Below are 12,837 nucleotides of genomic sequence, written 5' to 3' on the forward strand. Positions count from 1 at the left end.
ATTAATTAGTGAATGATTATCAACCATATATATAAACCAACTAATGTAATAAACAGTGTTGGAATGGTTAAAACAATTCCCGTTTTAAAATAGGTTCCCCATGAAATTTTAACTCCTTTTTGTGATAAGACATGCAGCCATAATAAAGTTGCTAGAGAACCTATTGGCGTGATCTTAGGACCTAAATCAGACCCAATAACATTTGCATAAATAAGTGCTTCTCTTATTACTCCACTTGTATTTGTATCTGTAATGGCCAATGCATCAATCATGACTGTTGGCATATTATTCATAATAGATGAAAGAATAGCTGCGATAAATCCCATTCCAACTGTAGCTGCGAATAACCCCTGGTCGGCTATTACTTGAATAAGTTCGGCTAAAATGTTAGTCATCCCAACATTTCTTAAGCCATAAACAACAACATACATTCCAATTGAGAAAAATACGATTGCCCAAGGTGCACCTTTTATAACAGTACGGGTGTTAACAGCATGACTTCTTCTAGCCACGATAAGGAAAAAGATTGCGACGATACTAGCGATTATCGATACTGGAATACCAGTAAATTCACTAGAAAAATAGCCAATAAATAGGATCCCTATCACAATCCAAGATAATCGAAACATTTTTTTATCCCGAATAGCTTCCACTGGCTTTTTCAATTGAGAAAGATCATATTGTTTTGGAATGCTTTTACGGAAATATAAATATAAAACCAATATGCTAGCAGCTAACGAAAAGAAGTTTGGGATAATCATCCTTGAAGCAAACTCTGCAAATCCAATTCCAAAGAAGTCTGCCGACACTATGTTTACTAAGTTACTTACGACTAACGGAAGAGATGTAGTATCCGCAATAAATCCACTTACGATGATGAATGGAAAAACCATTTTTTCATTAAACTTTATATTTCGAACCATCGCTAATACGATTGGGGTCAAAATGAGTGCGGCACCATCATTCGCAAAAAAGGCTGCCACTAATGCTCCAAGGACCGCCACATAGATAAACATTCGTACTCCGTTTCCTTTTGCAGCTCTTGCCATATGAAGTGCTGACCACTCAAAAAAACCAATTTCATCAAGTATTAAGGAAATAATGATAATGGCGATAAACGTTAATGTTGCGTTCCAAACAATGGATGTCACGTCTATTACATCTTTAAAATCGACAACCCCAACGATTAATGCTAGGATAGCTCCCCCACAGGCAGACCAACCAATGGATAAACCTTTTGGTTGCCAGATGACTAAAATAAGTGTTATTAAGAAAATCAATGATGCTAAAATTACGGATGTCACTGCATAAACCTCCTATTACTCACACGAGATTCTTAATCCCTGTTCTTCAAGTTCTTGTAACTTATAATCTTGACTTGGAAGATACTGAAGTATATTTTCAACCAATAGATAATACTCGCTATCTTTATTCAATGAATAAATAATCCATTGTCCTCTTCTTGTTTCTTTCACGATTCCTAAGTCTTTTAATTTTCGTAAATGTTGACTAATTGCAGGCTGGCTAATTTTAAATATTTCAACAAATTCACAAACACAACAATCATGAGAATCTAAAATTTTTACCATGGTTAGGCGTGTTTTATCGCCCAACAATTTTATTACTGTTGCGGCTTTTTCTATTTCAACAGTTGATACTTGCATAAATGCACCTCCTATATTCATCTGAGTATAAACATATAATAATTCGCTTATATATCGATTGCAAACATTTTGTGTAAATTTTTTGTTAACAAAAAAACGATAATAAACTAATAGTTCATTACCGCATTTCTAAAAAATATGCTATTACTGTTGCTTTAGAAAATGTTTAATCAAATTGATACTAATAACCTGATAAATGGTCAAAAAGAAGAAGCCTGTTTTGAATAAAAGATTGATCATTTCTGTGATCCGTATTCAATTAAAGCGCCCTTTTGCGGAATAACCACCAATCCTTGTTTGTCATTCGTATGATGTATTGAGCTCTCGTTCTTCGTTAGCTTAACGAAGAGGCCTTGATTTTTTCTTGTTTGAGATTATTATTTGCTTTTCATTTATAGACAAAATCCAGTCTGCAACAAATCGCTGCTGCTTTTTTCAACCCGTCTTGTCCTCTTTTCATACCAGTCTATGAACGGGGCGGGAAGGCTGCCATAAAGAAAGAACGAAAGCCACGTTTTCCGCGCAGCTTCCGTCCCGATCTTCCGGACAACTAACTCAAATACCGATTTCGGATGACCCCCATGTGATGAATCTCGTGTCCTGCGATGCCGTACGCGAGGGCGCGCGCCGTAATGCTTGCGTTGTTGGCTGTGCCTTTGCGGGACCACGCCTCCGCCGGTAACCCGCGCAGCAGTGTGATCGTCGATTGCCGTACGGCCCGGTAGTCTTCGGCCAATTGCGCGGTTGTCCAGCTTCCGAAAGGAGGCATAAACAATTCCTGGTCGAAACCGGACAGAGGCGTCTGGTCCCCTCTTGCGAACCGGAGCAGGCGGTAGGTCATGACGCGTTCTCCGTCTGCGATGTGGCCCACGACTTCTTTCAGCGTCCATTTTCCTTCCGCATACCGGTACGCGCCATGGCTTTCGGTCAACGATGCCAGCAGCTCGGTCATTTGCTTTTCCTGGGCGAGCAGAATGTCGATGATGTTGCCTTCCGGCACCAACCGGATATACTCTCCGAAGCCCCCGGCATATTCTTCTTCTGACGGTCTTTGATTCATGCGTAATCACCTCTCTATGGAGTTATAGAAAATTAAAATGCTCTTTCCAATGCTCTACCGCAATTTTTTTGCAAATTTCGTAATTTCGGCATGTATAATGAATTCGCGAAAGGATAAAACTTTCCTTCTAATAATTGAGAGTAAGCAACCACTTAGTTGGTCGGTGGCCACGCTAAACTGCCCTTTAACTTAATAATAATCATCTCAAATTTCCATAATCTCCACAATAAGTTATTCAATATAATGGCCCTTAAAATAAATAAAGAGCGTAATTCTTGCTGCAGAATTGCGCCCGATTGTTGAAGATTATAATAAAGTCTTATTGAACAAAAGCCCCCTTTAGTTCAACAAGATCTTAAGTAATGGATAACTAATTTAGTTTGGGGCAAAATAAACCTAATTTTTTACAAGGGGTGTATCATGATTAAAAAGTTAGTTCTTGGAGCTTGTAGTTTTATATTGTTATTTTTTATCTCAACGGTGCTAAAAGTAGAAGCTATAACATTTGAGAAGTTGCCAATAGTTCAAAAATCTAACCAGTGGTCTGTTCAAATTGGAGAAGCTGAAAAGGGAAAGGATTTAGCCAAGCCAGTTAAAGGTCAATTTCACACATACTCAGTAAAGATTGATAAGATTGGAACAAATGTAGATTCTTTATATATTAACTTATATAGAAATGAACCTAAGTTCCATAAGGAAATACGCTCTACACAGTTGCCCTCCAGAAATGGAATGCAACGAAAAATTATATGAACGGGCTGTTGGTTTAGCAAAAAATATGAATATGGGCAGTTCTTATAAACATCGCAACTTTCTTGTAGCTGAAAAAGCCACAGAAATAGAGGTTGAAATTATCTGGACTGAAAATAATGAAGGTAGACCTTTAAAAGAAACATTTACCTTTACCAATAATTAATTCAATTTATAAAACAGACGATTTAAGATATCGGCTGTTTTTATTTTTGTTTAAACCCGTACTTGTTAAACAAACCTGCCCCGTTAGCACAAGATGCGACTGCTTTTCTTGAACAATCACATCCGTCACTTAAATAAGCAAAACAGCTAAACATAACAGTACAACCTTGTTTTACTCTTGAACCCAGTTAATTACATAACGACTTTGTTTGGTGACCTTACGACTTTTAAAAAACTTACAAACAAAATAATGAATTAATATCAATTGATTGAGAAATATAAAGGTATGTGCTTTTAAGAAAGGTGGCACTAATTATGAATTTCATTAGGAGGATTACAATGGGAATTTTAAGTGGAAATCCAACAGATGAACCCATGCACTATGGGGAAGTATTTAGCACATGGTCGTTTTTATTAATGGCTAAAGGGGCAATTGCAGGTTATCAAACTCACCTAAACCATGCAGGTGATGAAGATTTGAAAAAGTTACTTGAGGAAGCTATTCAGGGTGGACAACAAGAAATCAAACAGATTGAAACTTTATTAAAAGCAAATGGTATTGGATTACCTCCAACACCTCCTGATCGACCTAAAGCTTGCTTAGATGACATTCCAGCTGGAGCACGTTTTGCAGACCCTGAAATAGCTGCAATGCTTTCGGCGGGCATTGCAGCAGGATTAGTAGCATGTAGTACAATTATGGGGCAATGCATTCGAGAAGACATTGCTATGATGTTCGGTCAGTTTCATGTTCAAAAGGCAGCACTTGGAGCTAAAGTTCTACGATTAAATAAAGAAAAAGGATGGTTAATTCCACCACCCTTGCACCATTATAAAGCTGAAGGTTGTTAGTTAATGTAAAACTAGTATAAAGAGGGAGCAAGGTTTTTGTCTGCTCCCTGTTCGTTCTTAAAGTATTCTGCCCGTTAGTAAAAAAGCGACTGCTCTATATTTCGCAATCGCGCCCGATCGTATTATAAGGTCAGCCAGAAAATATTTCTGGTTGACCATTTTTTATATCGATATATGATAACGGTAGCCAGGGTAGAACGTTCGCGCCCGTGGGGCTAAGACCCCGTCCGCAAAACAGTTCGCCCCCTACTTGTAGAAACATGTTTGAGGCTGGTTGGGACAATGATCTCGTATAACAAGCGAAGCTATGACACTATGAGGAGGATTTAGGGGTTACCGGCTATTATATTTTTGAAGGAGGAATTTTAATGAATCCAGTCGTTGGTCTGGATGTGGCAAAAGGTGAAAGTCAGATTCAAGCATACTTGGAAAGAAAGAAGCCCTACAGGAAAAGTTTCAAAGTAAAACATGATCTTGATGGGTTAGCTAGTTTATTAGATTTTATTAAAGAAATAGAAGATATTTCAGGAGAACGTCCCCCTCTTGTAATGGAATCAACGGGTCATTATCACACACCGGTTGTTCAATATTTTGAGGAAAAAGGCTATTTAATCATTATCGTAAATCCACTAATCTCTTATAAAGCAAAAAGTTCTAGTTTGCGAAAGGTAAAAACAGATATCATTGATGCCAATCACCTCTGCGAGCTGTATTATAAAGAGGATTTAGAACCTTATAAAAAGCGCGGTATCCAACTTATGAACTTACGTCATCTTACGAGACAGCACGATAATATTACAGGCATGTTTGTACAAACCAAACTACAATTTCAGGCAGTATTGGATCAAGTTTTTCCTGAATATAGTAAGGTTTTTGGAGACTTATATTCGGATGTTTCTTTAAAAACATTACAAGCATTTCCTACTTCAGAAGATGTCTTGAAAGGTGATACTGAAAGATTAACAACTAAAATAAAAGAATTCTGTAATACTCGTTCACTACAATGGGCAAACAAACAGGCTGAAAAGCTAATGACTGCCGCAGCTCAAAACCCTTTTCAGAAGGCTTTATACTCTAGTCTTGCCCTTAGCTTAGATATGTATATTAATATGCTCTTTGAATACAAAAAACATCTATCCATGCTTGAAAATGAGATAGATGCTTTAGCAAAAAGTATTGAAGAATCTAAGATTATCCGATCAATTCCCGGTATCGGTGAAAAAATCGCAGCCACGATTATTTCTGAAATTGGGGAAATTGAAAGGTTTAATCACCCTAAGAAACTAGTCGCATTTGCTGGTCTTGATCCAAGTGTCTTTGAATCTGGCACATTCAAAGGTACTTACAATCGAATTACCAAAAGAGGCTCTAGCAGACTACGTCAAGCTTTGTATATGGCTGTTAAATGTGCTATTCGTGACTGTCGCAAACAGAAAACAACGGATGAGATCCTTCCTCGTAATAAGAAATTACGAGCGTTTTATGATAAAAAACGGGAAGAAGGAAAACCTTTTAGAGTAGCTGTGATAGCTTGTTCAAACAAACTCTTACATTGGATTTATGCACTTTTAAAAAACAAAACATCTTTCCTAGATTTAGCTTGATTTAACAATTTAACCAAGTAGTCCAGAACCTTCCAAATATAGTGTTTGGACGGTTATTTGGTATGCACAAATTTAGTATAACATGATATTTTTTATATTTTTATTGAAAAATGTTGACAACTATTGGCTGGTTTTGTGGAATATCATAAGAACATGTCTTATTAAACACAAACGCCCTCGCTAGTTTAAGTTCATTTTTTCACAAACTTTCTTGTTCTCCATTTACGTTTAAAATTCCCAGATAAAAAATCTCAAACCTATTCCTATTTCTAAAGATAAACTTGAGACTTCTTAATTTGGTAAAAATAGAGTAATTCCTAATAATTCTTATTTCTTCCCGCTCAATATCATTGCGTTTCCTAATACTTTCTTTCCTAATAAAACCTTTGGCAATTTCATTTCTTGAGAAAGTTCACAGCTATTCAGTTTAGATAAGCCCTGTTCTTTTAAATCATTCAAGAGTTCTTTTTCGCCATTGAACAAATTTTCATCCATAAACAAATCCAAAAAGACAAATTGTCCGCCTGGTTTCAATACTCTTAATGCTTCTTTAATAACATCGGTTTTATTTTCTTCATCTCTTACTTCATGGAATGTCAGGCAGCTTACAATTATATCGAATTGACCATCCTTAAAAGGAAGTTCTGAAGCACTTGCTTTAAGAAAATCAATTCTATCAAAAACTCTTTCTATTTCGGCATTCTGTTGGCATAGAGCTTTCGAGTATTCCCAATTTTCATCCCAATAATCTATTCCAGTCAAACAAGTCTCAGAAAAAGACTTGGCTAATTTGATAATAAGGGAACCACTGCCTGCTCCTATATCCAATACTGTTCCTTTTCCGTTACAGTTCACTTTAGAAACAATCAAGTCATGTATTTTAGACTGATAATTTCCTCCGACTGAACTGAATTGATAAATAGAATAAGAAAGCACGAATGTAATGTATAAAAAGGGAAATGCTAAAATTCCTGCCAAGACACGGAAATATATATTAATAGGGAACAATACTACCAAAAGAAGAAGCAATGAGCTTAAAAAAAATAGAGTCAGTTTTTTCATTCGAATCCATGTTTTATATTTTGTTCTCCTCACCATAAGTACCATCCTTATATGTTTTTTCTACATATGGTTATTAATCTGTGATAGATAGCTGAGTTTTGATACAACGAAATTTATTTCCCATTTTGTTTTGATATTGAAAATGGCTTAGAAAAATAAATAGCCATCCAAGGACTAGTTCAATTAATATATGTACAGCAAATGAGGCTACTTCTTATTATCATCTTTCTTAATCTTCAGTGCTAATTCTATAAGTCGTTTAGTAGCCTTTTCAGCATTAAAGGTTCCTATTTCTTCATAAATAAAGTTATCTCTTCATTTTTACACCTCTTATCTACTATAATTATTTTAACAAATTAAAAAGATTAAGTTTTCACAAAAGCAAATGTTGTAGTTTTTTTGACTCAAACTTTCATTAGTTTGGGTCTTTTTATTTACGTTTAAATAAAAGACATAACATATTATATATGACTAATATGTTATGTCTTTTGTTATCCCACTTACGCACCCGTTCAATAATTCTTGAAAACAATAGAATTATTTAAAGGGTTAAATCAGCTTTGTCTATATTTTTTAAAAAGCAATATATTAAACACATAGAAACATACAGCATTTATTAAAGCTGCGCTAATAATCATTACTACCCATATAAAAATATCCGATAAGTTTGGTTACCCATTTGTTTAAATGCCACCCAACCTCCTAAAGCCAAACCAGTGCGGATTGGTATTCCCTTAACAGTTACTTTCAAATCATTACGTAGGAGGCTGATATAAAATATATCATCTGGTTTCATTACACCTTGTTTACCTATTTCCTTTTCTATCGATGTCCAATTTCGAACTCCATTTCTTGTGTACCTTCTCTTCTTGAATGGTTGATTTCCTTAATTACTTTATTAATGGTTTTCTGTTCATCAATCTCAATCGTCTCAGCACTTTGTACATTCAATTGTGAGTTTAACCATTTCACCCTCTATTAAAGGTTCACTGTAAGAGATTGGAGGTCGTCCATCAACCTCTCCTAGTGCGATGGGTGACAGGCACCATTAAGTTCATGTCTAAAGCGCCGTCTCTCCTAGAACTGCTTGTCTTTCACGCTCTTACTCTACTTGCCGGAGTACTCGTATCTATCATCTTTACTGTGGTTTCACCTAAACCAAAGAAACCCGCATTCCTCTCTTTCGCTTCGATTTTCGTCGTCTATGTGGTCTATACCTTTGTTATATTTAGTTGGTATACGGTGTAGTCACGAGTGTAGAATCTGTAGGAAATCAATCAAGATTAAGAGTAACTGCTGCTTAAAGAGGATACAAAAACGCCCATGCGGCTGCAAGGACGGATGTGTATGTATGGATAGGGCTTGTGTGATGGCATGAGCTCATTTGATTCGCACATCATTCTCATAGCGGTCGGCGAACTTGGTGATTAAAATACCGATTCCCCAGTAAATGAGTGCCACCATCATGAACGCCTCGACAAAGCGAAAGTTCTGGGCTGCCATGATTTTGGCTTGTGCAAAGATATCAATCACGGTGATTAAAAACCCGAGTGAAGTGGCTTTGATGGCCACTGTGAAAGAGTTTGCGAAATCAGGGATGGCATGGACAAAAGCTTGCGGGGCAACAATTCTTGTAAACGTTTGAGAAAAACTATAGCCCAAGGATTGCGCCGCCTCAATTTGCCCCGGATCTACCGCTAAAAATGAGCCTCGGATGATCTCAGATTGAAAGGTAGACAATGTGAGGCTAACTGTGACAATTAAAATAACCAGAGGCGACATATTGTTCATATTATAATCGATACCTAGAAGTGTAACGATGAACTGTCCAATGGCAGGGAGTGCATAATACATCAAGTATAAAAACACCACCATAGGTGTCCCTCGTAAAAACAGTTTAAATAATTTTGTAAGTTGAACCAGCACAGGGATTTTATATTGTTGTATCAGAGCCAACACCACTCCTAGAAGGGTGGATAATACAAGTATAGTAATCGCTATGAGTAAGGTTTCAGGAAGTACACCCAATATCCCTAAAAACATTTCGTATGAAGCCTCTAAATCAAACATGTTAATCCCCCCTGCTTATTGTGGTTAAACCTTTATCGAATGGCCACTCTCTTCTCCAGTTTTCTAACCAATCCGTCCGTTGTGAAGCACATAGCCGAAAACATCAAGGCAATGATAAAGTAAATTAGGATTTGATTAATACCATAAGATCGTGAGATAGACAATTCTGCGGTTCCCATAATATCCACGATGCCAATGGCAAAGATCAGCGACGTATCATGAATCAAGTAAACCAAGGCATTGCCGTATCCTGGGAGAGCAACAGGGACCATTTGGGGCAGAATAATTCGGAAAAACTTTTGCATTGGTGTGTACCCCAAGCTATCTGCAGCTTCATGTTGACTTTTTTCAACGGCGAGATAAGCGGGTCGAAACACTTCAGAAATATAACCAGAATGATAAAATCCCATGGAAATAATAGCAGCATGCATCGGGCTTATATCATATGTGCCCAAACCGATGAGAGGTAACACTTTTGGAATTCCAAAGTACGCTATAAATAGTAAAATCAGTCCAGGAACACTTCGCGCAAATGATACATACAAATCGGCTAATTGACTAATGACGGGAATTCTATTTAGTCGCACAAACGTTAATAGCACAGCAAAGAGTAACCCAAGCGCAGCCGACAAGATGATAATGATAATATTGATCGGAAGCGTTTTAAGAAACCCCATTAGTAATTCTTGCATACCTGTTTCCATCGTCATTTCTCCCTTCTCTAATGAATATCTCTTCTGAACATGACGGTGTCATGTCTATGTTTTTCGGCTTTAGTCTACATCCATATTCTCAAGGGATTCAACCAAACGAGAGAATATGGATGTGCTCTAGTCGATCCGGAGATATTCACTATGACCTTATCTGACTCGAACCAAGACGTTCATGTAAAAGCCTCAATCGTATTGAAACACATCTTCTGCGTAGAATTCAGTAGACAACTCAGAAAGCACGCCTGCTTCTGCCAATTCCTTTAGACCTTCATCGATGGCTTGTTTCAGTTCCTCATTTTCCTCTGATTTGTGAATCATAAAGAACGTAGGAATAATTTTGACTGGGGCCAATCCCACAACAGGTAGATTTTGATCTTCAATGATTTCGATTTGTCCGTAACTCGATGGATAGAACAACGCATCATATTTTCCAGTCGCCACTTCTTTTAGTCGATCTGCGATTGGAATTCCCACATCAGCCAAATCATACTCTAGCTTAAATTCAGGATTTTCTTCTTCCCAATCCTTAACGGTTTTATATGTGGCACCCGCTGGGGATAGAGGAGAAATTTTCTTCCCTACCAAATCTTGAATGCTCTCAATTCCACTATCTTCTGCCACGTAAATCTTGATCAGGGCACGACCACTCGATTCTGAAGGAATGATATATTGCTCTGCACGTTCCTCCGTGAACCCTAGACCACCTGCCAACATGTCGTACTTTCCAGTAGCTAGTCCTGTTTCACCCGCTGAATCTTCCACACCGAACAATTCAAATTCATAGTCTTCAAGCACTTTATCCAGTTCTTTTATCAGCTCAGGCTCATACCCCGTCACTTCGCCGTTCTCATCGACCCAGCTCAATGGTTTTGACGTGTGGCCAGTCGCCACTTTGATTGTTCTTACGCCTGAATCCCCAGTGCTCTCAGCTTGTGACTTGTTGACAGTGGAATTGCATGCAGTAAGGAGAGATAAAGCCAGTACAGAAGCTGCTACTAAAATTGACTTTTTCTTCATTCTCATCAACCACCCTTAATGTTTAATTTTTGTTGGTCTTGCTCTGCATAGATCTTTTTCAAAAACTGCCTTGTTCTCACATTCACTGATTTCTCGAAGATTTGTTCAGGCGTTCCCACTTCCACAATGTGACCATTTTCCATAAAGACCACTTTGTCGGAAATCCGCTTGGCGAAGTCCATTTCATGGGTGACAAGAAGCGTTGTCATGCCGGACTTTGCTACATCTTCTATTACTTTCAATACCTCCTCTACTAATTCGGGATCAAGAGCTGAAGTAGGTTCATCAAACAAAATCAACTCAGGTTCAAGCGCCAAGCCACGTGCAATGCCGACCCTTTGTAATTGTCCTCCCGATAAGCGAGAGGGATATTCATTTATTTTATCTTTAAGACCTACCTTTTCTAATTGTTTCAAACTCATGGCATACGCTTCGTTTTTGGACTTTTTCTGAACGGCTATTTGAGCATCCATTACATTTTGGATGACCGTCTTATGTTTGAAAATGTTGAACATCTGGAACACCATGGCGGTTTTCCTGCGAAGCTTTAGGATGTCTTGCTTGGATAAACTTTGATAATTGAGATGCAGATCCCCGATTTGAATTTCGCCCTGTTGGGGTTTTTCTAAGTAATTGATGCATTTTAATAAGGTGGTTTTCCCTGTTCCACTCGGACCAATAAACGATACAACCTCGCCTTTTTCGACCGATAGATTAATACCTTTCAACACTTCTTTTTGGTTGTATGAAACATGCAAGTTTTTAACGTGTAAGATAATCTCTACCTCCCCAAGTGCTTTATTTCAAATCCTATATGTGCTATACCACGGACATCCGCCGTAGATTCTCCTCGGTCAACCCCTGAAAGCGAATCCCTATTTGCCTATAGTCGCTGTTCATAAGTAAAGATGCCGTGCTGATGATGGAATCGGTATACGGTGTTGCCAACCCTAAGATTTTCCCTAATTCTGAAATTGGAACAAGTCCAAAAGGAATGTCTTCTGTCAGATACCTATAATCGAGTGTCGTAGGACCTAATCCAGTAGGGAACAAGCCAGGCAAAGCTTCATATAACGTGGGATAATCGGAATCATAAAATTCATTCAAGATACTCAAAATACTTTGAAGATCGACATGTAGACGACTTGCTATTTCCAGTCGTTCTTTATCCATCTTTTCTACGTAGTTACAGGAATAGGGAGATGCTCCGTCAGGATAGAAATGAAATCTCTCGGATGCGTCAATCCTTGCCGCGTTAAACAGGGTGATCGGAGGATGAATCACCACATTAGAATTATTTAAGGAAGTCTCAAATACACTTTCTCCCGGAATCAATTGCGGAAACCTTTCCATAAACGATGGAGCAATCTGGTTCTCTTTACGCAACGTACTAATTAGTACGTTGTATTTAATTTTAGTGATCGCAACAGAACCGGCTTGATCGGCCAAACTGACAAAAGGCATGGCACTCGTTTCGGCCACTGTAATGTTCTTTTCTGTAATCAAATCAGTACCCAGAATTCGTTCACATTCTAGTGCACCCCAGTAGCCTGGAAAAAAGATGATGGTTTGATTGGGTTGCAAGAACGGTTTAATTTGATTGACAATCGTCTCATGCCCTATAGCCGTCGTCGATACAATGATAAACTGGGCCTCTGCAATCACCTGATCTATGGTGGTCGATGCCTCTAAATCGACGTACCCCGAATAGATCCCTTTCACTTCCAACCCTTGTGTAGAAATTCTTTCAGCTTTCTGTGGATCACGGGTATACAATTTCACGCTTTCTCCGTTCAATTTCAGATATCCTGCAATGGCCTGCCCTGTATTTCCACCGCCCATTACTGCATATGTCATGAACTCTTCCTCCTCTCATATGG

At 38.0% G+C, this 12,837-nt stretch carries 15 protein-coding genes; 4 read left to right on the forward strand and 11 right to left on the reverse strand.

All coding sequences use genetic code 11. The features are described 5' to 3' along the window. Window positions 1–5 precede the first annotated feature (5 nt). From FSZ17_RS20720 to FSZ17_RS20730, 3 genes are all read right to left on the reverse strand, one after another. Window positions 6–1,304 carry an arsenic transporter gene (locus FSZ17_RS20720; RefSeq protein ID WP_057773903.1) on the reverse strand — a complete coding sequence of 433 codons (1,299 nt, stop codon included), beginning with the start codon at window positions 1,302–1,304 and terminating at the stop codon, window positions 6–8. Between the two features lie 15 nt (window positions 1,305–1,319). Beyond that, complete coding sequence (locus FSZ17_RS20725; RefSeq protein ID WP_057773906.1) at window positions 1,320–1,664, reverse strand: ArsR/SmtB family transcription factor; 345 nt, start codon at window positions 1,662–1,664, stop codon at window positions 1,320–1,322. Between the two features lie 550 nt (window positions 1,665–2,214). Beyond that, window positions 2,215–2,724 (reverse strand): DinB family protein, encoded by a 510-nt coding sequence (locus tag FSZ17_RS20730; RefSeq protein WP_057773908.1) that lies wholly within the window; start codon window positions 2,722–2,724, stop codon window positions 2,215–2,217. A gap of 420 nt (window positions 2,725–3,144) precedes the next feature. On the opposite strand from FSZ17_RS20730, the gene FSZ17_RS23825 reads away from it, so the two are divergent. The 4 genes from FSZ17_RS23825 to FSZ17_RS20745 all read left to right on the forward strand — a co-directional run bounded on the left by FSZ17_RS23825 (window position 3,145) and on the right by FSZ17_RS20745 (window position 6,095). After that, a complete protein-coding gene (locus tag FSZ17_RS23825; RefSeq protein WP_228460247.1) occupies window positions 3,145–3,477 on the forward strand; it encodes a hypothetical protein in 333 nt (110 codons plus the stop codon). Beyond that, window positions 3,452–3,640, forward strand: coding sequence for a hypothetical protein (locus tag FSZ17_RS23830; RefSeq protein ID WP_228460248.1), 189 nt, complete (start codon window positions 3,452–3,454; stop codon window positions 3,638–3,640). The genes FSZ17_RS23825 and FSZ17_RS23830 overlap by 26 nt, the downstream gene beginning before the upstream one ends. 338 nt (window positions 3,641–3,978) lie before the next feature. Further along, window positions 3,979–4,491 (forward strand): DUF3231 family protein, encoded by a 513-nt coding sequence (locus FSZ17_RS20740; RefSeq protein ID WP_057773910.1) that lies wholly within the window; start codon window positions 3,979–3,981, stop codon window positions 4,489–4,491. Between the two features lie 368 nt (window positions 4,492–4,859). Continuing rightward, window positions 4,860–6,095: an IS110 family RNA-guided transposase gene (locus tag FSZ17_RS20745; protein WP_057776996.1), complete on the forward strand. Its 1,236-nt coding sequence runs from the start codon at window positions 4,860–4,862 to the stop codon at window positions 6,093–6,095. 327 nt (window positions 6,096–6,422) lie between these two features. Here the strand turns inward: FSZ17_RS20745 and FSZ17_RS20750 are convergent, their stop codons facing one another. The 8 genes from FSZ17_RS20750 to FSZ17_RS20780 form a co-directional block, all read right to left on the reverse strand. Beyond that, the gene (locus FSZ17_RS20750; RefSeq protein WP_057776393.1) at window positions 6,423–7,193 is read right to left on the reverse strand and encodes a class I SAM-dependent methyltransferase; all 771 of its coding nucleotides are present in this window, start codon (window positions 7,191–7,193) and stop codon (window positions 6,423–6,425) included. A 604-nt stretch (window positions 7,194–7,797) separates the two neighbouring features. Beyond that, entirely contained in the window at window positions 7,798–7,953 is a 156-nt protein-coding gene (locus FSZ17_RS24155) for a DUF1259 domain-containing protein (protein WP_082625431.1), read from the reverse strand. A gap of 26 nt (window positions 7,954–7,979) precedes the next feature. Next, window positions 7,980–8,129, reverse strand: coding sequence for a hypothetical protein (locus tag FSZ17_RS23560; RefSeq protein WP_156416283.1), 150 nt, complete (start codon window positions 8,127–8,129; stop codon window positions 7,980–7,982). Between the two features lie 408 nt (window positions 8,130–8,537). Then, window positions 8,538–9,227, reverse strand: coding sequence for an amino acid ABC transporter permease (locus FSZ17_RS20760; RefSeq protein WP_057776392.1), 690 nt, complete (start codon window positions 9,225–9,227; stop codon window positions 8,538–8,540). Window positions 9,228–9,259: 32 nt separating this feature from the next. Beyond that, complete coding sequence (locus FSZ17_RS20765) at window positions 9,260–9,931, reverse strand: amino acid ABC transporter permease (protein ID WP_228460249.1); 672 nt, start codon at window positions 9,929–9,931, stop codon at window positions 9,260–9,262. A gap of 192 nt (window positions 9,932–10,123) precedes the next feature. After that, window positions 10,124–10,963 carry a transporter substrate-binding domain-containing protein gene (locus tag FSZ17_RS20770; protein WP_082625429.1) on the reverse strand — a complete coding sequence of 280 codons (840 nt, stop codon included), beginning with the start codon at window positions 10,961–10,963 and terminating at the stop codon, window positions 10,124–10,126. Beyond that, a complete protein-coding gene (locus FSZ17_RS20775; RefSeq protein ID WP_057776390.1) occupies window positions 10,963–11,733 on the reverse strand; it encodes an amino acid ABC transporter ATP-binding protein in 771 nt (256 codons plus the stop codon). The genes FSZ17_RS20770 and FSZ17_RS20775 overlap by 1 nt, the downstream gene beginning before the upstream one ends. Before the next feature lie 43 nt (window positions 11,734–11,776). Continuing rightward, complete coding sequence (locus tag FSZ17_RS20780; protein ID WP_057776389.1) at window positions 11,777–12,814, reverse strand: NAD/NADP octopine/nopaline dehydrogenase family protein; 1,038 nt, start codon at window positions 12,812–12,814, stop codon at window positions 11,777–11,779. Window positions 12,815–12,837: the final 23 nt, after the last annotated feature.

Origin of the sequence: Cytobacillus dafuensis, assembly GCF_007995155.1 — a bacterium.
GTDB classification, from domain to species: Bacteria; Bacillota; Bacilli; order Bacillales; family Cytobacillaceae; genus Cytobacillus; species Cytobacillus dafuensis.

Coding starts and splice junctions, on each gene's coding strand:
- FSZ17_RS20765 (WP_228460249.1), bottom strand. CDS start 9,931: ATGGAAACAGGTATGCAAGAATTACTAATGGGGTTTCTTAAAACGCTT.
- FSZ17_RS20770 (WP_082625429.1), bottom strand. CDS start 10,963: ATGAGAATGAAGAAAAAGTCAATTTTAGTAGCAGCTTCTGTACTGGCT.
- FSZ17_RS20730 (WP_057773908.1), bottom strand. CDS start 2,724: ATGAATCAAAGACCGTCAGAAGAAGAATATGCCGGGGGCTTCGGAGAG.
- FSZ17_RS20750 (WP_057776393.1), bottom strand. CDS start 7,193: ATGGTGAGGAGAACAAAATATAAAACATGGATTCGAATGAAAAAACTG.
- FSZ17_RS20740 (WP_057773910.1), top strand. CDS start 3,979: ATGGGAATTTTAAGTGGAAATCCAACAGATGAACCCATGCACTATGGG.
- FSZ17_RS24155 (WP_082625431.1), bottom strand. CDS start 7,953: ATGAAACCAGATGATATATTTTATATCAGCCTCCTACGTAATGATTTG.
- FSZ17_RS20760 (WP_057776392.1), bottom strand. CDS start 9,227: ATGTTTGATTTAGAGGCTTCATACGAAATGTTTTTAGGGATATTGGGT.
- FSZ17_RS20725 (WP_057773906.1), bottom strand. CDS start 1,664: ATGCAAGTATCAACTGTTGAAATAGAAAAAGCCGCAACAGTAATAAAA.
- FSZ17_RS23825 (WP_228460247.1), top strand. CDS start 3,145: ATGATTAAAAAGTTAGTTCTTGGAGCTTGTAGTTTTATATTGTTATTT.
- FSZ17_RS20780 (WP_057776389.1), bottom strand. CDS start 12,814: ATGACATATGCAGTAATGGGCGGTGGAAATACAGGGCAGGCCATTGCA.
- FSZ17_RS20745 (WP_057776996.1), top strand. CDS start 4,860: ATGAATCCAGTCGTTGGTCTGGATGTGGCAAAAGGTGAAAGTCAGATT.
- FSZ17_RS23830 (WP_228460248.1), top strand. CDS start 3,452: ATGGAATGCAACGAAAAATTATATGAACGGGCTGTTGGTTTAGCAAAA.